The organism is Streptomyces sp. NPDC059679, assembly GCF_042734105.1.
Classification (GTDB): Bacteria; Actinomycetota; Actinomycetes; order Streptomycetales; family Streptomycetaceae; genus Streptomyces.
The window spans coordinates 35,183-54,951 of record NZ_JBHWES010000077.1 but is presented as its reverse complement, the minus strand read 5'-3'; the positions used below and the strand labels follow the sequence as shown (position 1 = coordinate 54,951).

The window sequence follows — 19,769 nt, the reverse complement described above, 5'->3', positions numbered from 1 at the left end:
GCGCCCCCCCCAGGGCTGGCATGGCCGGGACCGGGTGGGGGGGGGGGCGGCGCCCCCGCCCGGGCCGCGGACCGGAGCGGGGTGGCGCTGTCGGGCATGGTCCTCCTTCGAGGAGCGGGACATGGAGGGGCGGGACATGGAGGGGCGGGACATGGAGGTGGTCGCCGTCCGGAATGGCTGCGCGGACCTCGATTGACTACGTAGTCAAGGCGGTCGGCCGCTCTGCCGTCAAGACCTGCGTGCCAGCGCGTATGCGGAAGCGGTGAGGACCGGCGGCGAGGCCTCCAAGGGGGCCGAACTCCTCGCCCTGCAGCACGAAAACGCCGTGCTACGACACCGGTACAAGGGCCGCACCGAAGAAGCTCATGGGGCGGCCCGAGCACGGTGGCCGGGGATGGCGATCTCGACCGTCGGGTCCAGCCGCACCGCTTCCGGAGTCGGAGGTCCCGTAGTCGGGTCTGTGGTGCTCTTGGGTCGTCGGTGCCGTCACCAGCCCATCGGCAGACCGGCGATGAACGACGTGAGCCGGTCGGCGATGAGTCGGTCGTCGTGCGCCGAGTAGTGCCAGTCGCAGCCCAGGAAGTCCAGCCCCGAGTCGTCGAGGGACCAGTAGCGCACCCGGCTGTCACCGGCGTCGTTGCGTGCCTTGACCACCTGCTGGACATGGCCGGCGAACTGGCCGGTGCCGACCGCCACGATGGTGGTCGTGGCCCCGTAGCGGGTCCGCAGCTTCTGGAGGAAGTCGCCGTAGGCGGTGCGGTAGGCGGCCGCCAGGCTGTCGGGCGTCCACGGCTCACCGGGGTTGATGGCGGTCGAGAAGTCGTTCGTGCCGAGGTTGACCACCACGAGCTGAGGGCGCCAGGTGCCCGGGTTCTGCCAGACGTCGCCGGACACGTTCAACAGGGCACGGTCGTAGAAGGTCCGGTAGGTGACGTCCGGAGAGCCTCCGTTGTAGTTGCGCACCATGCCGAGGCCCGAATAGCCGTTGATCTGGTAGTCGGCGTTCAGTTGCCGGGCGGTCAGGGCGCCGTAGCTCACGTCGGCGTTGGTGGTCCGCCTGACCCGGTCCCAGGTGCAGTCGCGCGAGGTCGAGAGGTTGCCGTAGCCCACCGTGAGGGAATCCCCGATGAACTCGATCTGGCGGTTGCGGGCCGCCGGTTTGCTCAGCACGGCACCGCCCGGCGCGGCGACGAAGCCTCCGAACGTGCTGGTGTCCCCTGGGCTGTCGTTGCGCTTGACGAGCCGGACGGTGTGCGTGCGGTCCTGCAGGCCGTTGACCCAGTGCGTGGTCCGGCCGGGCGTGACGAGCGTGGCGACGGTGGCTCCGTCGACCTGGACGTCGTAGTCGGCGGCCGAGTCGTTGAGCACGATGCCCACGCCGGTGCCCCTGACGGTGCCCTCGAAGTACACGCCGGGCCAGCTGTACTGCACCGTGTCTCCGGCGTCCTTCACCCGCCCGGCGGTGTGCACCTGAGCCAGCACTCCCGTCGTGGGGACCAGTTGCCACTGCTGGTTGGCCCCGCCCCAGTCAGTGAACTGCACGACCTTGGCTCCGTCAGCGGTGGAGGCGTTGTCGACCTCGACGGCCTTGCCGCTGTTGCGGTTGATCAGCCGGACGTAACCATCCGGCGAGTCGGCCAGCCGGAACTGCTGGTTGGTGCTGCCCGCGTCGCTCCACTGCACGATGTCCGCGTGGTCGGCGGTGGCGTAGTTCAAGACGTCCAGCACCTTGCCGGAGTGCTGCGCCTTGAGCCGGTAGTAGCCGTTGCCCGAGTCGACGAACTGGAACCGCTGGTTGGCGCTGTCGGCGCGGGTCCACTGCGAGAGGCCCGCCCCGTCGGCGGTGCTCGCGCCCGACACGTCGAGCGCCTTGCCGCTGCCACGGTTGACCAGTACGTACCACGCGTTCGGATCCACGGTGGCCGCCCGTGCCGTCGCGGCGGCGCCCAATCCGGCCAGGAGCGCCGCCCAAAGGGCGGTCACCACGGTGAGCACCGTCGCTCGCGTCAGAGCCGTTGTCCGCCCGATGGGAGTTCCGGGCGGACGGCCCCGGCCGTCCTCGCTACGCCGGGCTGGAAATTTTCGTTGATGAACCAGCTCTTGAGCACTGTCCGGTCCACGACGAGCGAGGCGTCGTCCTTGAGACCGAGGTAGCAGCCGGTGCCGGCGTCGCGGGGCCGGTTCACGGAACGGAGTGGCCACGAATCAGATCCCTCTGCAGGCGGATATGGATGACGACTTGAGCGTGAGCGTGTCGAAGCGCATCGACGCTGCCAGTGCTCGCACAGGCTGTCAATGGACCAGGCAAAGAAACTTTCTTTGACATCTGGGCTCTTGTTTCGTGCGAAACAAGCCCGCTAACTTCCCGTGCCAAGTGAAGCGCTTCGACAGCTCCAGGGGAAGGGCCCCGACCATGACGCACGAGTTGAACCACGATGGCGGACAGCAGAAGACAGGCACCGATCCCGGGTTCAAGGACGCCGGCGCACCATCATGGTGACCATCGCCGACGTGGCGAGACACGCGGGTGTCTCGTCCAGCACGGTCAGCTACGTCCTGAACGGCTCCCACCAGATCTCCGAGACGACCCGCGGCCGTGTCCTGCGCTCCGTGGCGGAACTCGGCTTCCACCCCAACGCCGGAGCCAGGACGCTGGCCGGCCGCCGCTCACGCATCATCGCGCTGGTGATGCCGCTGCGGACGGACATGTACGTCCCGGTCATGATGGAGATCGCCATCTCGGTCACGACCGAGGCACGGCGGCACGGGTACGATGTCCTGCTCGTCACCGACGAGGAGGGCTCCGAGGGCGTGCGGCGCGTCGCGGCGAGCGGGCTGGCCGACGGCGTGATCCTCATGGACGTCGAACTGGGCGACCCCCGCATCTCCGCGCTGCGCGCCCGTGGCACGCAGGCCGTGCTGATCGGCCTACCGGACGACCCGCACCAACTGTCCTGCGTCGACCACGACTTCGCCGCCGCCGGCGCCCTGTGCGCGGACCACCTGGCGGATCTCGGCCACCGGTACGTGGGCTTCATCGGCTACGGCTCCGGCGTCTACAAGCGGCACGCCGGATACGCCGAACGAACCCTCGCCGGATTCCGCGAACGGGCGGAGCAGCGGCGGGTGCGCTTCCTGCACCGGCCCTGCGAGGGCACGTACGAATCCACCGCCTGGACCCTGACCCGGATCCTCGCCGACCGCCCCGGCACCACGGGCTTCGTGGTGCAGAACGAGGCGGCGATCGGCCCGCTGCTGGACCTGCTGAAGGCCGCCGGACGGTCCGTTCCCGAGGACACCTCGGTGGTCGCCCTCTGCCCGGAGCAGCTGGCCGAGCAGCACACACCCGCCCTCACCACCGTGTCCGGCCCCGGACAGGAACTGGGCCGCGTGGCGGTCGGCCAGATGATCCGGCGGCTGACCGCCGCGCAGCGGGGCGAGCCGCCGACGGACGAACGGGTCCTTCTGCAGCCGACTCTGACCGTCCGCCAGAGCAGTAATAGCCAACCCTCTCCGCCCGAAGAGCCGTCATGACAGCAGTGCGCATCAAGGCCCGACCGACCGAGAAGGACGACGGATGAAGGACATACGGCACCCCGCACACCACCGCAGTCGGGGCCCGAGACGCCTGGCGGCCCTGCTGCTGACGCTGCTCGTCATGCTGGGGCTGACCGGCGGCACGGCACTGGCCTCGCCCGACGGCACGAGGGAAGCGTCACCGTCGGCGGTCAGGGTCCCGGCTTCCGCCATGGACGCCGTCGCGGCGATGCAGCCCAGCTGGAACCTGGGCAACACCCTGGACGCCATTCCCGACGAGACGTCCTGGGGCAACCCGCTGACCACCAGAAAGCTGCTCGCCACCGTCCGCGCGCAGGGCTTCCGCAGCGTCCGCATCTTCCTGAACGCACTCCGCGACACCGAGCCGGTGACGCTGACCTTCCACTTCTACAGCGGAGCCACCGTCACCTACCACGTCACCAAGTCCGGACCCTCGGTCACCGGCACGGCCTCCTGACCGACCTCTCCTCGCTCCTGGCCGCCCGCTCCCCCGGGCGGCCAGGCACAGCGGTCCATTCCCCGCGGGCTCACTTCTCCTTCGGCACAGCCGTGCTCTCCCGGACCGTGAGGGTGGTCACGATCTCCAGCCCCACCTGGGGCACCGCCTCACCCCGGCCGAGCGCGAGGGCCAGCTCGGTGGCGGCCGTCGCCATCTCGGCCAGCGGCTGATGGACAGTGGTCAGGGGCGGATCCATCCAGGCCACGGCCGGCACGTCGTCGAAACCCACCACGCTCAGGTCATGCGGGATACCCAGGCCCAGCTCCCGCGCGGCCTGATAGACACCGAGCGCCTGCATGTCGTTGGCGGTGAACACGGCGGTGGGACGATCGGGTCGGGACAGCAGCTCCCGCGCCGCCACGTACCCGTGTTCACGCGAGAGCTGCGTCTTCACCACCAGACCGGGGTCCGTCGGCAGGCCCGCCTCCGCGAGGGCGGAGACGTAACCGGAGAGCCGAGCGCGGCAGAAGTCGTGGTCCGGCCCGCTGATCATGGCGATGCGCCGGTGCCCCAATTCGACCAGATGCCGGGTCGCCGCCTGACCACCTCTCCAGTTCGTCGCTCCCACGAACGGCACTCCGTCCGGCAACTCCTCAATCGGGTCGAAAACAACGAAAGGGATGCCCTTGGCGGTCAGTTGCTCCCGCTCCGCCTCAAGGAGCTGGGCCACCGACAGTACGGCCTGCGGTCGCCGCCCCAGCGTGTCGCCGATGGTCCTTCCGTCCGCGTCCGGAAACCCGAACTCCGACACCAGCAACCCGACCCCGTTCCTGCGGGCCACGCGCTCGACTCCGCGGATGATCTCCACGGACCACATGTGCTCCAGCTCGCGGAACACCAGCTCCACCAGATTGCTCCGGCTCTGAGGAGGCTTGCGGTAACCGTACTCAAGGATCAACTGCTCGACCCGGGCCCGGGTCTCGTCCGACACCCCGGACCTGCCGTTGAGCACTTTCGACACGGTGGGAATCGAGACGCCCGCGGACTCGGCGATGTACGCGATCGTCACCGACGCGGGTCCCGCGCCACGCTCCCTGTGTTCGTCCGCCGAAGGTCTTCCCGATCGGTTGTCCGGCACGGTCGCCTTTCCCCATCCCCTCGACTGCTGCAACCGCCATTCTGACACCTTCGATCAAGAGTGCGTGCGGCACAAGACTGGACAGACTTATTCGAAGCGCTTCGATTCTTATGACGACAGGACTCGTCCCGCTTCCGGAGTTGACAGGCCTCTTCGCACATGACAGCGTCGAAGCGCTTCAACAGCAACCTCGAGCCTGTTCGCCATGCCGGCATGGCGACCGCCCGTGTGCGGGGCCCTGCGTCCCGCCTCGCCTGCCCGTCGCGGCCCGGCGCCGTCTCCGGTGTCGAGTTGGCTTCCCGCGCCCGGGGCCCCGCCACGCCTCTTCCGTTCCTGCCTCTCATGAGAAGGATCACCATGTCTCTGTCTGATCAACGTGCTGACGACCTCCTCGCCTACCGGCCGGAGGTGTCCGTGCCGGAGGACTTCGACGCCTTCTGGCAGCGGACCCTGTCCGAAGCCCGCGCCCGAGGCGGAGCGGTGAAGGCTGAGCGGGTCACCGACCGGCACCTGCTGAGCACGGTCGAGGTCGACGACGTACGCTTCCCCGGCTGGAACGGCGAACCCGTGGCCGCCTGGCTGCTGCGCCCGCGCGGCGCCGAAGCCCCGCTGCCGGTCGTCGTCACCTACATCGGGTACTCCGGCGGCCGCGGGCTGCCCACCGACCACCTGCTGTGGTCCGCGGCCGGTTACGCCCAGCTCGTCGTCGACAGCCGCGGACAGGGCCACGACACCCCGGACCACGGCGAGGGCGACGGTACGCAATGGGCCGAAGGCTTCATGACCCGCGGCGTCGACTCACCTGACAACTACTACTATCGCCGCCTCATGACGGACTGCGTACGCGCCGTGGACGCCATCGTCGAACTGCCCGGACTGGATGCCGGGCGGGTCGTTGTCGCGGGCGGCAGCCAGGGCGGCGGTCTGGCTCTCGCGGTCGCCGGACTCGCCCCGGACCGGGTGGCGGCAGTCGTTCCGGACCTCCCGTTTCTGTGCCACTTCCGCCAGGCGGCGCAGATCAGCGATGACGGCCCGTACCTGGAACTCACCAGATACCTGCGCTGGCACAGTCCGCACCGCGTCGAGACGACCTTCGCCACACTCGACTACTTCGACGGTGTGCACTTCGCCCGTCGGGCGACGGCCCCGGCACTGTTCAGCGTCGGCCTCATGGATCCGATCTGCCCGCCCTCCACCGTGTACGCCGCCTTCAACCACTACGCGGGGGCGGACCGGACCATGACCGTCTGGCCCTTCGCCGACCACGGCGGCGGCTTCGGCCGGAACACCGCGGTGCAGCTGAAATGGCTGCGCCAACGCGGTCTGGCCCCGCAGCAGTAGGCGAAGGCGTCCGGGCCACAGCCGTCAGGCGCTGAAGCGGATGACCAGGCGGGTGGGCAGGATCAGCGGGGTGGGGTCCTGTCCGCTGATGAGCGCGACGAGCATGCGCGCCATCTCCCGTCCCAAAGCCGCTATGGGCTGGTGGACGGTGGTGAGCGGCGGATCGGCGATCTGGGCGACGGCCAGGTCGTCGAAGCCGACCACTGCGACATCGGCGGGGACCCGTCGGCCGGCCTCGCGCAACGTGCGCAGCGCACCCGCACCCATGTTGTCGTTGGCGGCGAACACCCCGTCCAGGTCGGGGCGGTTCGCCAGCAGTGCGGCCATGGCGGCGGCTCCGCTGGGCTCGGTGAAGTCCCCCTCCTGCGGCGGGAACGGATCGAGGCCGGCGGCCAGCATGGCGTCCCGGTAGCCGCGGTACCGGGCGCGCCCGGCCTCGGTGTCCAGACGCCCGCAGATCGCGGCTACGCGCGTCCGGCCGCGCGAGACCAGGTACTCGGTCGCCTCGCGCGCTCCACCGACGTTGTCGACGTCCACGTACCACCGGGGAGCCGAACCGACCGGGCGTCCGCCGAACACGACGGGCATCACCGCCTCCTCGGCCATACGGGCCAGCGGATCGTTCTCACGCAGCGCCATCAGCATGACGCCGTCGGCGCCCCTGGAGCGAAGGAGCTTTTCCACCCGCTTGCGGCCCCGGTCGGAAGCGGCCAGGCACAGCATCAGATGCAGGTCGGCTTCCTCCAGAGCGGCCGACGCCCCCACGATCACCTGGGCGAAGAACGGATCCGCGAAGATCGACGGATCCTCTCCCGAGACGACCAGGGCGGCTGCTCCTGTCTGGCGGGTGGCCAGAGCGCGGGCGGTCGGATTGGGTACGTAACCGAGTTGCCGGACGGCCCGCTCGACCGCCTCGCGTTTGGCGCGGCTGACGTGCGGTGCGTTGTTGAGGGCGCGGGAGGCCACGGAGCGGGAGACACCGGCGAGTTCGGTCACCTCGTCGAGCGTCGGCTGCCGACGTGGCGCATCTTCTGCCATGAGCCATGAACCTTTCCCGCGCGGCCGAGCCTCAGGGACCGGAGGGGGCTGGGAGCGCTTCCAGTTGTGGACTGTAGAGCCTCGTGCTCGCCATGTGAAGGGCGAGTTGTTACGTCGCCCCTTGACAGCTTGACCAGCCCGCAACACGATACCGACCACACCCCGAAGGCCTCGGCGCTGTTGGGACCGCTCCCAATGGGAGCGCTCCCAACGCTCGCTGCCCGCCTTCGGACGTGTCGTTCCTGCCGGAGAGTCGCCGGCACAAGGGACGTCGTACCACCGCACTTCCTCAGCGCGTCGCACGCTCGGGAGAAGAGCGCGCGACGCATCCCTGTCAGGAAACCGAGGTACAGCCATGCGCCGCAGACTCCGCGTCCTGGTGGCAGCGCTCTTCACGCTGCCGCTTGCGCTCGCCATCGCTCCGTCCGCCCACGCGGCCGACCCGACCACCATGACCAACGGGTTCTACGTGGACCCCGACTCCAGCGCGAAGAGGTGGGTCGCGGCCAACCCCAGCGACGGCCGGGCGTCCGCGATCAACGCCTCCCTCGCCAATACCCCGATGGCCCGCTGGTTCGGCTCCTGGAGCGGCGCCATCGGCACCGCCACCGGCGCGTACGCGGGCGCCGCGGACTCCAGGGACAAACTGCCCATCCTCGTCGCCTACAACGTCTACAACCGCGACTACTGCGGCGGGCACTCCGCGGGCGGAGCCGCTTCGCCGTCCGCCTACGCGACCTGGATCGCCCAGTTCGCCGGCGGGATCGCCAACCGCCCGGCCGTCGTCATCCTCGAACCGGACTCCCTCGGGGACTACGGTTGCATGACCCAGGCTCAGATCGACGAACGCGAGGGCATGCTCACCGGCGCCCTCACCCAGTTCAGCCGCCAGGCCCCCAACACCTGGGTCTACCTCGACGCCGGCAACCCCGGCTGGGCGGACGCGGCGACCATGGCCCGGCGCCTCCACGAAGCCGGCCTCCGCCAGGCCCACGGCTTCTCCCTCAACGTCTCCAACTACTTCACCACGGCCGAGAACACCGCCTACGGCAACGCCGTCAACCGTGAGCTCAACGCCCGCTACGGCTACACCAAGCCGTTCGTCGTGGACACCAGCCGCAACGGCAACGGCTCCAACGGCCAGTGGTGCAACCCCTCAGGCCGCCGTATCGGCACCCCCACCCAGCAGGGCGGAGGCGCCGAGATGCTCTTGTGGATCAAGGCCCCGGGTGAGTCCGACGGCAACTGCGGCGTCGGAGGCGGCTCCTCGGCCGGACAGTTCCTCCCCGAGGTCGCCTACAAGATGATCTACGGCTACTGATTCACATCCATCGAGTACGGCATCGTCGACCCGCCCGCCGGCACCTGGTGGCCCGACCAGGCCCACCCACTGGCCCGCAACGCGGCACCGCGCCTGACGTTCAACCGCTGAGCTCTGCTGGACACTCTGGACGTGTCCAGCCACGCGTTGCCGTTCACCCGTGGCTGGACGCTTCCGGCCGGGCCGCTCGGGCGCGGTTGCCGTACCGGGTCAGGGGTGGGAGCTTTCCTCCAGCTTCTCGAAGAAGAACTCGTGCTTGAGAAAGGAGACGTCGTACTCGTGGCCGGACTGCGGCGGCAGCAGTTGGGATGCCTGGAACAGGCGCCACCCGTCGTGCAGCGCGGCAAGCCCGGTGGGGTAGGGCGGCTCGTCGCTGTCACCGGTGGTCGGACGGGTTCGGCCGGTCCCGTCGTATCGGGACCAGCCCACGACATCGGAGTCGAGCGCCGATGTCGCGAGGTAGAGGACCAGGATGTGCTGTCTCATGAGTGGCTCCCCAAGGTCGGCCGGTTGCCGACGCGCGTGACCCAGTAATCGATGTCGAACGAGTGGTCGCCGGTCAGGGCCCGCCACAGGAGGACCCGGTTGTAGATCTCCAGTCGGGCGGTGGCCTGCTCGTACCAGGGGAAATACGTGTTGAGTTCCGCGGTCACGGCCGGGTCGTGCAGGTCGGAGGTGTCCCACAGGCGCACCTGTGGCACGGTCGGATTGAGACGGAGTTTGTACATGTGGCGACGGCGCGCGGTGTCGTTGCGGCGGCCACCGTGCCAGATGCCGTGGTGGACGAGGACGACCGTGCCTGCCGGGCAGGTCAGCCGCGTCTGTCCCCTGAGGTTCTGGACGCGGCCGACGTCCGTCTCGTTGATCCTTCGCAGATGGCTTCCGGGCACGCTGAGCGTGCCGCCCATCTCGGTGGTCACCTCATGGGGGTAGTACATGAGCTGAATGTCGAACGCGTCCGGCCGCACGTCGATGATCGCGTCTCCGTGGAGCGGCTGCGCCTGCCCCTCATGCGGCTCGCGCACATGCACCGCATGGTGGTCCACGGTCGGATCAGGGCCGACCAGGCTCTCCACGGCGCCGGCGATGACCGGCAGAGCGAGCAGCTCGTGGACAAAGGTGTTCTGCGCGAACGCCTCGCCCAGCGGAGTGCCGTAGGGCACATCTGGTATGCCCTCGGTCAAGGTTGCGACGGCCCGTTCATTGATCTCCTGCGGCACCACTCCGTCCAAGCGCAGAAATCCCTGCGCCACGAAGCGTGCCACCTGAACCGATGTCAGGAGTTGCTTGCTGGTTGGCATGCGACGAACGTACGTGCTCCGTGTGGCTGAGTCGTGGGCTGAAATCCTCCACTGCTGGTAAATTTCCGTCCTCGTGAAGCTCGTAACACTACGGCTCGAGGAGCCGCCCACCGTGGTCGATGCCGGCGTCGGGGTGCACGGCGTCTCCACCGCGCACGACGTCTTCCGGCTGCCCGACCTGTGGCAGCTGCACCTGTACAACTACGCGGGCGAACTCTCCCTCGGGCAGTCGGTCCACGCCATCCGGCCCGGTCACGTCAGCCTGGTACCGCCGAACACGGAGGTGCACTTTCACTACCGGGGCAGATCGGAGCATTTCTACGTTCATCTACGGCTTCACGGTGGCGGAACCGCGCGGGTGGTACCGGTGATGCAGGACGCCGCGGCCGAGAGCACGCGCCTGGCCGATCTGCTCCGACACGCCGTGACGGCCATGCCGGCTTCTCCTTCCCGGGCCTCCGCCGAGGCATGGGCCGCCCTGTGGCGCATTGCCGAGTTGCCGAGGAGCGAAGGAACCGGGCGCCACCACCCCTTCGTCGCCGCCGCACAGGCCTACATCGAGGAACACCTGGCCGGCCCGCTGTCCGTACCGGACGTCGCTCGCGCCGTCGGAATCTCCCACACGCACCTGACGCGCATATTCCGTGCCGAGACCGGCCTCACGGTCGTGTCGTACGTCCGGCGCCGGCGCCTTCAACGCGCCCGCCACCTCCTGTTGTCGTCCACCCTGTCCATCACCGCCATCGCCGGGGCCGTGGGCATTGCCGACCTCCAGGCCTTCAACAAGGCCTGCCGCCGCGAGCTCGGAGCGAGCCCTCGTCACATACGTGTGGCCGGACACGAGAGAGTCGGCGGCGAAGTACTCGCGACCTCCGTCGAATGAGGCACCGCCGAGCCCGACACGCTTGACGGAAGCGTTACGGGCGGGGCTTGTTCGCGAACACCCGCCGGTTGCCCGCCGGCGCGGCGTTCTGCTCGGGCAGCGGGCCGTGTCCGTGCCCGCGGGCGAAGTGGAAGGGCGTGTGGACCGATGTGGGCCAGCCCTTGCCGGCCAGATCACCTGCGGGGTCGGGCCGTGGCTCTCCATCGAACACGTTGAGCAGGTTGATTCCGATCTGGATGGTCATGGATCGCTCTTTCAGATCCCGGTCCGGCCTGCGCGACGGAACGTGAGCCCCGGGCGATGCCACCCGTCGGCGAAGGCCCCGCTCCATCCGGCGTGCCCGCCGACCGCGGCCCCGACCAGCCGCCTCTCGAAGCACAGCAGTATCTGTTCAAGATCCGCCGCGTCGAATGACACCGCATCCGTCCCGAGACTGATTCCGGCTTTCTCGGACAGACCCCACACATCGAAGGAGAGCTTTCCGGAGTACGCGGCGACGGGTCCGGGGAAGCGTCTGTATTGGCTGGATGCCATCGCTCGCTCGATCTCCTGTGCCCTGTCCGGGCGAGCCCGGATCAGCACTCGGGGCGCTATGGGGCGGATGTTGACTATGTACGGATTGAGCGCGGAGCGGCCCAGCTCGACGGAGACCTCGTCCAGGGACCTGGCGTAGCGGCCGGGCTCACGCAGGCTGACGGAAGGGGATCGGACGAGTGCCGCGTCGACGGCCCGGCACAGCGCCGGGAACCGGTCGCCGCCCAGGGACGTGTCGATCGGGACGAGGACCTTGCCGGCGACATGGGCCACCGTCTCGCGGCCGGCAGCAGTCTGCCGGTTGGCCGTCACGGTGTTGAACACGCATGTGCCGATGCCGAGGTGCTCGGCGAGCGCGCACGCATAGGCGGCTTGGAGGACTGCGGCCACGGACGTCCGGTACTGCTTCGCCAGACTGGTTGCGGCGAGTGCGACCGCCGCCGAGTCCAGGCATACGAGGTTGTAGACGGCGTCCCCGCCGAGGCTCGCGGGCGCCTGGAGTTCGGGCATGGCGGACTGACGGAGCATGGCCCGGTCATGGGTGTCGACACGATGAGCGTGACGCAGCCCCGACGGACTGGCTTCGAAGCTCGCGATCTGCCGTGGCTGCCACCCCGAGCCGAGGTCGGCGCCCGGATCGGCGGCCAGCCGGGCTATGTGTTCGGCCACGAGGCGGGCAGCCGTCATGTCCGCCGAGAAGTGGTGCAGCGACAGCACGATCTGGGTGGGCCTGCCGTCCACCGTGACGACGGCAGCCCGCAACGGCAGTTCGTCCGGAGCGAACCCGGGCTCGGCCAGACGGAGAGCCAGGGCCCCCACCTCGTCGTTGTTCGCCGGGGCTTCGAACCCGTACTCGTCGACCTGGAGCACCCCGGAAGCCACGACGACCGCGTGAGCGCGCCCGTCCGCGTCGTGTGGATACAGCGTGCGCAGCGCCTCGCAGTGGGCCACGACCGCGGCGAGGGCGTGCAGCACCGCGGCCATGTCGGGCCGGCCGTCCAGTGCCCGCGCCATCCGGACGTTCCTGTTGCGGACTCCGTCGAGATGAGGCTGGCACTCTTCACGGTCATGGGCCTTCTGCGACCAGGTCAGTTCATGCTCGCCGGCGGTGCCGGCGATGAAGACGACGTCATGCCGTGCGGTCTGTCGCATACCCACCTCGGCTCTCCTCCGGTACGTCGGCGGCGCAGCACGTCTCGCGGGTAACGCGCGGAGGAGTGCGGGCGCCCCATGGTCAGGCAGAGGATAGATCCGCGCGGACCACGTGCGTCAAGGCATGGGGCCGGCCGGACGATCACCTGCTGCTTCCTGCCGTCCTATGCACCTGCCGGCGTCACCGACTCCCCCGTGTCCCGGGGGTCGTCGACCAGCGTGGCGCCACGCGGCTTCCCGGGATCACGCCGCCGCAGTCGAAGCGCTTCGATGCCGGATTGGAACTGGATCACGGGTCGATCACGGGTCGCCAAACTGGCGCAGCCGCTCTTTCAACACGGATGGACGTCTCCGAAGGTGATCCACGACGGCGCCTGTTACCAAAAAGTGACCTGAACGGCCCGTTGTCGCATTCGGAAACACATCGTTAGTGTCGTCGAAACGTCGAAGCGCATCGACAGACCCATTTCGCAGAGCCGGGTTACCTCGGCTTCCCGACGGGCCGGTCACCACGGTGAAGGAATCGTGCCGTGCGCCCTCTGCTCAGACACAGCTTCAACGTGTCCGGTCAGACGTGGCGCGATCAAAGGGGAGGAACGCACATGGTTCACCGCATCACCGAACGCCTCGGCGGCCTCGCCTTCGGGGGCGACTACAACCCCGAGCAGTGGGACAAGCACGTCTGGCAGGAGGACGACCTGCTGATGCGCGAGGCCCGGGTCAACCTCGTCACGGTCGGCGTGTTCTCGTGGGCGCTGCTCGAGCCCGAGGAGGGCTCCTACGACTTCGGCTGGCTGGACGCCCACCTGGACCGACTGCACGCGGCCGCCGTCGCCGTGGACCTGGCCACCCCCACCGCCTCGCCACCGCCCTGGTTCACCCTCGCCTACCCGGAGGCGCTGACGGTCACCGCCGACGGCATCCGGCTCACCCACGGCAGCCGTGACACGTACTGCCTGGCGGCACCGGCCTACCGGCGCGCCGCCGCCCGGATCGCCGGCGCTTTGGCCGAGCGCTACGGGGACCATCCCGCGGTGTGCATGTGGCACGTGCACAACGAGTACGCGACGGTGTGCCACTGCGACCGGGCGGCAGCCGCGTTCCGCGTCTGGCTGCGCCACAAGTACCGCACGCTCGACGCGCTCAACGAGGCATGGGGAACCGCCTTCTGGAGCCAGCGCTACGGCTCCTGGGAACAGATCCTGCCGCCCCGCGCCACCCAGTGGCACCACAACCCGGGTCACACCCTGGACTGGCGCCGTTTCTTCTCCGACGAGACGCTCGCCGCCTACCGCGAGCAGCGCGACGCGATCCGCGCGCACAGCGACCGGCCGGTGACCACCAACCTGATGCTGCCCGCGTACCAGGTGCTCGACCTGTGGAAGTTCGGCCGCGAGGTCGACTTCGTCGGCATCGACCACTATCCGGACGCGCCGGGTGTCGACGCCGCCGCCGACATCGCCTTCGGCGGGGACCGCGCCCGCTCCTTCGGGGCGGGAAAGCCCTGGCTGCTGATCGAGCAGGGCACCAACACCGTGTACACGTCCGACGGGACGCTGGGCAAGGAGCCCGGCGACATCCTGCGGCACACCATGGGGCACATCGCGCGTGGTTCGGAAGGCGCGTTGTTCTTCCAGTGGCGCCAGTCCAGGGCAGGTGCCGAGCTGTGGCACTCGGCGATCGTCCCGCACGCCGGCCCGGACACCCGCATCTTCCGCGAGGCGTCCGCCACCGGCGCCGCCGTGGCCCGGCTGGGCGAACTCGCGGGCTCCACCGTACGGGCCCGGGCGGCGGTGCTGCACGACGCGGACGTCTGGTGGGCGCTGGACAACCGCGGTCTGCCCCACACCGGGTCCGGCCACCACGACAGCCTGCGCCGGGCCCACCGCGCGCTGTGGAACGCCGGCGTGACCACCGACTTCGCGCACCCGGCGGACGACCTGGCACGCTACCCCGTCGTCCTCGCCCCCAGCCTCTACCTCCTGTCGGACGCCTCGGCCACCGCACTGCGCCGGTACGTCGCACAAGGCGGCACCCTCCTCGTGGAGTGCTTCGCCGGCGCGGTCGACGAGCACCACCATGCCCGGCTCGGGGGGTATCCGGCCGCGCCACTGCGCGAGACCCTCGGCATCCGCGTGGAGGAGTACCGCCCGCTGGCGGCCGCACAGTCACTGGAGCTCTCCGACGGCACCAGGGGCACGTACTGGAGCGAGGTGCTGCGCCTGGAAGGCGCCACCCCGATCGCCTCCTACACCTCCGGCATGCTCGCGGGACAGGCGGCGGTGACACACCATCAGTTCGGGAAGGGCAGCGCCTGGTACCTGTCGACGCGGCTGGAGGACGACGCCTACGCCGCGCTGCTCGGCCAGGTACTCGCCGCCGCCGGAGTCGGCCCCGAGATCGCCGACGCGCCGCCGGGCGTCGAGGCCGTACGCCGCCACGCCGATGACGGCCGCAGCTGGCTGTTCCTGCTCAACCACTCGGATACCGACCAGCGCCTCCCCGTCACCGGCCACGACCTGCTCACGGACGAGCCGGTCGGCCAGCAGGGGCTGGCACTGCCCGCCCGTGGCGCGGCGGTGCTGCGCCAGGGCTGACACCGTCCACCCACCCCTCCCCGAAAAACGCCGCTCAGAGCCACTGGGCCCGCTGCTCCTGCGCAGGTCCGTGCAGACCCGCACCAGAAAGGCAAGAACCCGCCATGTCTCCTGCCCCGCACCTCTCCCGCCGAGGACTGCTCGCCGCCGGGGCGGCCACGGCCGCACTCCCCCTGCTCGCTCCCTCCGCCGCGGCCGCCCGCCCGGCCGGAACGTCCAGCTCCGCCCGCGCGGCCGGCTCCACGCCGTACACCTTCCGCAACGCGGAGATAGTCGGCGGCGGTTTCGTCACCGGCATCGTCTTCAACCAGAGCGAACCCGGACTGGTGTACGCCCGCACCGACATCGGCGGCGCCTACCGCCTCGACACGGCGACCCGGCGGTGGATTCCCCTCACCGACTGGATCGGCTGGGACGAGTACGGACACACCGGCATCATCAGCGTCGCCACCGACGAGGTCGACCCCGACCGCGTCTACCTGGCGGCGGGCACCTACCCCATGCCCGACTGGGACCCGTCCATGGCGGCGATCCTGCGCTCGACCGACCGCGGCCGCACCTGGAAGACCACTCCCCTGCCGTTCCGGCTGGGCGGCAACATGCCCGGCCGGGGCATCGGCGAGCGGCTGGTGATCGACCCCAACCGCAACAAGATCCTCTACCTGGGGGTGCGCGGGGGCCACGGGCTGTGGCGCAGCACCGACCACGGCAAGACCTTCGCGAAGGTGACCAGCTTCCCCAACCCGGGCAACTTCATCCCCGACCCCAACGACACCAACGGCCCGAACGGCGACAACCTGGGCGTGCTGCAAGTCGTCTTCGACAAGCGCACCGGCAGAGCGGGCAGGGCCACCCGGACCCTCTACGTCACCGTCGCCGACAAGGACAACATCCTGTACCGGTCCACCGACGCGGGAGCGAGCTGGGAACGCGTCCCCGGGCAGCCCACCGGCTACATCCCGCACCACGCGGTCTTCGACCACGTCGGCGGCTATCTGTACCTGGCGACCAGCGACACCGCCGGCCCCTACGACGGGTCCAAGGGCGACGTGTGGAAGCTGGACACCGCCACCGACACCTGGACCCGCATCAGCCCGGTCCCGTCCACCAGCGACGACAACAAGTACGGTTACAGCGGCCTGACCATCGACCGGCAGAACCCCGACACCCTGATGGTGTCCACCCAGGTCAAGTGGTGGCCCGACTGCCTCCTCTTCCGCTCCACCGACGGCGGCGCGACCTGGACCCAGGCCTGGGACCTGGGCACCAATTCCGAGCGCACCCTGCGCTACGACATCGACATCTCCGCCGCCCCCTGGCTGACCTGGAACGCCTCGCCGTCGCTGCCCGAGATGACCCCCAAGCTGGGCTGGATGATGGAGTCCGTCCAGATCGACCCGTTCGACTCCGACCACTTCATGTACGGAACCGGCGCGACGATCTACGGCGCGAACAACCTGACCGACTGGGACAGCGGCGGCACCGTACACCTGTCCGTGCGGGCCCAGGGCCTGGAGGAGTGCTCGATCGCCTGCGTGATCAGCCCGCCCGTCGGCCCCGCGCACCTCTTCTCGGCCGTCGGCGACGTCGGCGGCTTCCGCCACATGGATTTCCACAAGGCGCCGAAGATGTACGACAGCCCGACCTTCGGCGTAACCCATGCCCTGGACTACGCGGAGCTGGCACCCCACACCATCGTGCGGGTCGGCGACCCCACCAGCGGCTGGACCCAGCACTTCGCCATCTCCACCGACAGCGGCGACACCTGGACGCCCTCGGGCAGTGAGCCGTCGGGCGTCACCGGGGCCGGAGTCCACGACCAGGCCGTCGCCATCAGCGCCGACGGCAAGCGGATCGTCTGGTCACCGGACGGAGCGCCGGTCAGCTGGTCCGACGACAACGGAGCGACCTGGACGGCTTCGAAGGGGCTGCCGACCGGGGCCTCCGTGCGCTCCGACCGGGTGAACCCGGCGAAGTTCTACGCCTACGGCTCCGGCGTCTTCTACCTCAGCACGGACGGCGGCAAGAGCTTCAAGGCCACGGCCGCGACCGGTCTGCCCACCGCGGGCAACGTTCGCTTCAAGCCGGCACCGGGCCACGAGGGCGACATCTGGCTGGCCGGCGGCAGCAGCAAGTCCACCGATGACACGCCCTACGGGATGTGGCGGTCGACCGACTCCGGAGCGTCCTTCACCAGGTTCAAGGCGGTGGACGAGGGCGACGTCGTCGGATTCGGCAAGGCGGCGCCCGGCGCCACGTACCCCGCCGTCTACACCAGCTCCAAGATCCATGGCGTACGCGGCATCTTCCGGTCCGACGACGCGGGCCGGACCTGGATCCGCATCAACGACGACCGCCACCAGTACGCCTGGACCGGCAACACCATGACCGGAGACCCCCGGGTCTACGGCCGCGTCTACTTCGGGACCAACGGACGCGGAATCATCTACGGCGACCCCAAGTGAGTTCCGACTCCAGGTCACCGCGATCCGCGCCCGCTGTCCCGAAGGGGAGACCGACGTGGCCCTGCCACCAGGGCAGGGCGACCGAATCCTCCTCTCCCGTGTGATCCCCCCACTCAGCACACTGCTTAAGGAGGGCTGATGAAATTACGTATCGGCTGGGCCGCGCTTCTCGCGGCTCTGGCTCTCGTCTTCACCTTGCCGAACTCGGCAGCGGCAGCGTCACAGACGTACTGGTTCAAGCACTACGCGACCGGCGGCAACGCCTCGACGTGGTACAGCGACGACGCCAACTGGGGTGTGAACTCCTCGACCGGCACAGGCTTCGTCGCCATGGTCAACGGCAAGGACTGGGGCTGGTCGTCCCCGGTGACCACACTCCCCAAGAAGATCGGCGACGTCAACCCGAACAACAACACGTGGTTCAGCCAGTCGGCGTACCCGAAGTCCGGTTCGTACTACGACGCCGCGTACGACATCTTCATCGACCCCTACCCCGCGCCGACCGACCGCAACTCCAAGACCGAGATCATGATCTGGCTCAACTGGTACAACACCAAGCCGCTGGCCGACCACTACGACGCGAACGGCAACGCGATCCCGGCCGCGACCAACGTCGGCCTGGGCGGCCGCGCCTGGGACGTCTACGAGTACAACTGGCCGAACGGCGACCACACCCTCAGCTTCCTGGACAGGAGCAAGTCCGGCTGGTGGTCCGGCAGCCTCACCCCGTTCTTCAACTACGGCCTCAACAGGGGGTTCTACACCAAAGACCACTACCTCAACAGCGTCATGGCCGGCTGGGAATTCGGGCCGGGCGACTACACCGCTCACTCCTGGGGCGCCGTGGGCTTCTGACGCCGCGACGAGCTCAGGCGTCCAGCCGGTGACCGAGGCATGAAACAGGGGGCGGGGCGAATACGCCCCGCCCCTCCCGTCATGTCCCGACGGTGATCAGCGCCGGCTCTCGCCACGCGAATCTTCGCGTGGCCCGCGTGGCTGTCCCCAGCCGGGCCGTGCCCGTGCCCCCACCGCCGCGCCGAGCAGCGGAACCGCCATGAAGGCCAGACAGGACAGGGCGCTCGGCAGCGACATCCAGTTGGTGAGGGAGCCCACGAGCAGCGGGCTGACCAGGAAGGCGCCGTACGAGACCGTCGAGACCACCGAGACCGTGTAACCGCTCGCGTCCTGCTGCCCCGCATGGCTGAGCAGCGCCGGCATCAAAGGACCGAAAGCGAGCCCCGAGACGGCGAACCCGGCGAGGGACGACCCGGCCGTGGGGGCCAGAGCGGCCCAGGCGAAGCCCCCGCACCCGCCCACCGCGGCGAGCACACCGAGATCGCGGGCGCGGAGCCGCGGCAGCCGTTGCACCACCAGACGCGAGACCGTCAGCGCCGACATGTACACCGCCGGAGCGGCGCTCGCCAGTACGACGGAGGCGCCCTTGTCCTCCTCCAGCAAAAGCACCGACCATTGCTCGACGGCGTTCTCCACGACGAGCATGCACCCACCCAGCACACCGATCGCCGCGCCCCAGAACCAGGCCGACCGCCAGTGCGGGCCCGCAGGGCCCCCGGAATCGGCGCGGCGCCGCGCGTGGTCCTCGGCCGCCGGCCCCAAGAGGGGGAGGACGGAACCGAGCAGGGCCGCGGCGCACAGGAGGAGCACGGCGCGGATGCTCATACCCGACTGCCGCGCCAGCCCCGTCAGCGGGGCCGCCGTGATCACGGCCACCGGAAAGGCGGCATGCACGGCTTGGAACGACGGGCGGCCGCTGACTCGTTCGGCCCGTGCAGTCGCCGCGTTGAGGCATACGTCCAGCGCTCCGCTGGTGGCACCCACCAGGAAGAGCGCGATTCCGAGTCCGCCGAGACCGCTGTTCCCGCTCAGCATCACAATGCCGAGGGCCAGGGCTGCGGCCGTGAGCCCCAACAACCGGTGCGCCCGGCCGCCGGCGACCCTGCCGACCCTGTCTCTTATACACAAATGGAGCTGCCGGCGATTT

17 protein-coding genes and 1 pseudogene are annotated in these 19,769 nt (G+C 69.5%); 9 read left to right on the top strand and 9 right to left on the bottom strand.

Annotated features, from left to right (window positions below):
- The coding region (locus ACFV2X_RS47080) for a hypothetical protein (protein ID WP_385628444.1) at positions 1-196 on the top strand (196 nt) is incomplete at its 5' end.
- Positions 197-486: 290 nt separating this feature from the next.
- Here ACFV2X_RS47080 and ACFV2X_RS47075 read toward each other — a convergent pair.
- Positions 487-1,995 carry an RICIN domain-containing protein gene (locus ACFV2X_RS47075; protein ID WP_385628441.1) on the bottom strand — a complete coding sequence of 503 codons (1,509 nt, stop codon included), beginning with the start codon at positions 1,993-1,995 and terminating at the stop codon, positions 487-489.
- An 11-nt stretch (positions 1,996-2,006) separates the two neighbouring features.
- The gene (locus tag ACFV2X_RS47070) at positions 2,007-2,186 is read right to left on the bottom strand and encodes a hypothetical protein (RefSeq protein ID WP_385628440.1); all 180 of its coding nucleotides are present in this window, start codon (positions 2,184-2,186) and stop codon (positions 2,007-2,009) included.
- A gap of 307 nt (positions 2,187-2,493) precedes the next feature.
- Here ACFV2X_RS47070 and ACFV2X_RS47065 point away from each other — a divergent pair, with 307 nt between their 5' ends.
- Both ACFV2X_RS47065 and ACFV2X_RS47060 read left to right on the top strand, forming a co-directional pair.
- Positions 2,494-3,534: a LacI family DNA-binding transcriptional regulator gene (locus ACFV2X_RS47065; RefSeq protein ID WP_385628438.1), complete on the top strand. Its 1,041-nt coding sequence runs from the start codon at positions 2,494-2,496 to the stop codon at positions 3,532-3,534.
- A 43-nt stretch (positions 3,535-3,577) separates the two neighbouring features.
- Positions 3,578-4,015 (top strand): hypothetical protein, encoded by a 438-nt coding sequence (locus tag ACFV2X_RS47060; protein ID WP_385628436.1) that lies wholly within the window; start codon positions 3,578-3,580, stop codon positions 4,013-4,015.
- Positions 4,016-4,085: 70 nt separating this feature from the next.
- Here the strand turns inward: ACFV2X_RS47060 and ACFV2X_RS47055 are convergent, their stop codons facing one another.
- Positions 4,086-5,066: a LacI family DNA-binding transcriptional regulator gene (locus tag ACFV2X_RS47055; RefSeq protein WP_385628433.1), complete on the bottom strand. Its 981-nt coding sequence runs from the start codon at positions 5,064-5,066 to the stop codon at positions 4,086-4,088.
- 426 nt (positions 5,067-5,492) lie between these two features.
- Here ACFV2X_RS47055 and ACFV2X_RS47050 point away from each other — a divergent pair, with 426 nt between their 5' ends.
- Positions 5,493-6,476 (top strand): acetylxylan esterase, encoded by a 984-nt coding sequence (locus ACFV2X_RS47050; RefSeq protein ID WP_385628431.1) that lies wholly within the window; start codon positions 5,493-5,495, stop codon positions 6,474-6,476.
- Between the two features lie 24 nt (positions 6,477-6,500).
- Here ACFV2X_RS47050 and ACFV2X_RS47045 read toward each other — a convergent pair whose 3' ends face one another.
- Positions 6,501-7,514: a LacI family DNA-binding transcriptional regulator gene (locus ACFV2X_RS47045; RefSeq protein ID WP_385628428.1), complete on the bottom strand. Its 1,014-nt coding sequence runs from the start codon at positions 7,512-7,514 to the stop codon at positions 6,501-6,503.
- Between the two features lie 355 nt (positions 7,515-7,869).
- Between ACFV2X_RS47045 and ACFV2X_RS47040 the strand changes: the two genes are divergently transcribed.
- Positions 7,870-8,835: a glycoside hydrolase family 6 protein gene (locus tag ACFV2X_RS47040; RefSeq protein ID WP_385628427.1), complete on the top strand. Its 966-nt coding sequence runs from the start codon at positions 7,870-7,872 to the stop codon at positions 8,833-8,835.
- A 210-nt stretch (positions 8,836-9,045) separates the two neighbouring features.
- Here ACFV2X_RS47040 and ACFV2X_RS47035 read toward each other — a convergent pair whose 3' ends face one another.
- Positions 9,046-9,321: a hypothetical protein gene (locus tag ACFV2X_RS47035; protein WP_385628426.1), complete on the bottom strand. Its 276-nt coding sequence runs from the start codon at positions 9,319-9,321 to the stop codon at positions 9,046-9,048.
- The gene (locus ACFV2X_RS47030; RefSeq protein WP_385628423.1) at positions 9,318-10,136 is read right to left on the bottom strand and encodes a phytanoyl-CoA dioxygenase family protein; all 819 of its coding nucleotides are present in this window, start codon (positions 10,134-10,136) and stop codon (positions 9,318-9,320) included. Before ACFV2X_RS47030 ends, ACFV2X_RS47035 begins: the two co-directional genes overlap by 4 nt.
- A 73-nt stretch (positions 10,137-10,209) precedes the next feature.
- Between ACFV2X_RS47030 and ACFV2X_RS47025 the strand changes: the two genes are divergently transcribed.
- Positions 10,210-11,019 (top strand): helix-turn-helix domain-containing protein, encoded by an 810-nt coding sequence (locus ACFV2X_RS47025; RefSeq protein WP_385628420.1) that lies wholly within the window; start codon positions 10,210-10,212, stop codon positions 11,017-11,019.
- 34 nt (positions 11,020-11,053) lie between these two features.
- Here ACFV2X_RS47025 and ACFV2X_RS47020 read toward each other — a convergent pair.
- A pseudogene (locus ACFV2X_RS47020) lies at positions 11,054-11,254 on the bottom strand (SAM-dependent methyltransferase); the annotation flags it as partial.
- Positions 11,255-11,274: 20 nt separating this feature from the next.
- Complete coding sequence (locus ACFV2X_RS47015; protein ID WP_385628446.1) at positions 11,275-12,705, bottom strand: condensation domain-containing protein; 1,431 nt, start codon at positions 12,703-12,705, stop codon at positions 11,275-11,277.
- Between the two features lie 602 nt (positions 12,706-13,307).
- Here ACFV2X_RS47015 and ACFV2X_RS47010 point away from each other — a divergent pair.
- The 3 genes from ACFV2X_RS47010 to ACFV2X_RS47000 all read left to right on the top strand — a co-directional run bounded on the left by ACFV2X_RS47010 (position 13,308) and on the right by ACFV2X_RS47000 (position 18,622).
- Positions 13,308-15,302: a beta-galactosidase gene (locus ACFV2X_RS47010; protein ID WP_385628418.1), complete on the top strand. Its 1,995-nt coding sequence runs from the start codon at positions 13,308-13,310 to the stop codon at positions 15,300-15,302.
- Positions 15,303-15,406: 104 nt separating this feature from the next.
- Positions 15,407-17,767: a xyloglucanase gene (locus ACFV2X_RS47005; protein WP_385628415.1), complete on the top strand. Its 2,361-nt coding sequence runs from the start codon at positions 15,407-15,409 to the stop codon at positions 17,765-17,767.
- A 138-nt stretch (positions 17,768-17,905) separates the two neighbouring features.
- Positions 17,906-18,622: a cellulase B precursor gene (locus tag ACFV2X_RS47000; protein ID WP_385628414.1), complete on the top strand. Its 717-nt coding sequence runs from the start codon at positions 17,906-17,908 to the stop codon at positions 18,620-18,622.
- Between the two features lie 96 nt (positions 18,623-18,718).
- Here ACFV2X_RS47000 and ACFV2X_RS46995 read toward each other — a convergent pair.
- A partial coding sequence (locus ACFV2X_RS46995; RefSeq protein ID WP_385628411.1) for an MFS transporter occupies positions 18,719-19,769 on the bottom strand: 1,051 nt, incomplete at its 5' end.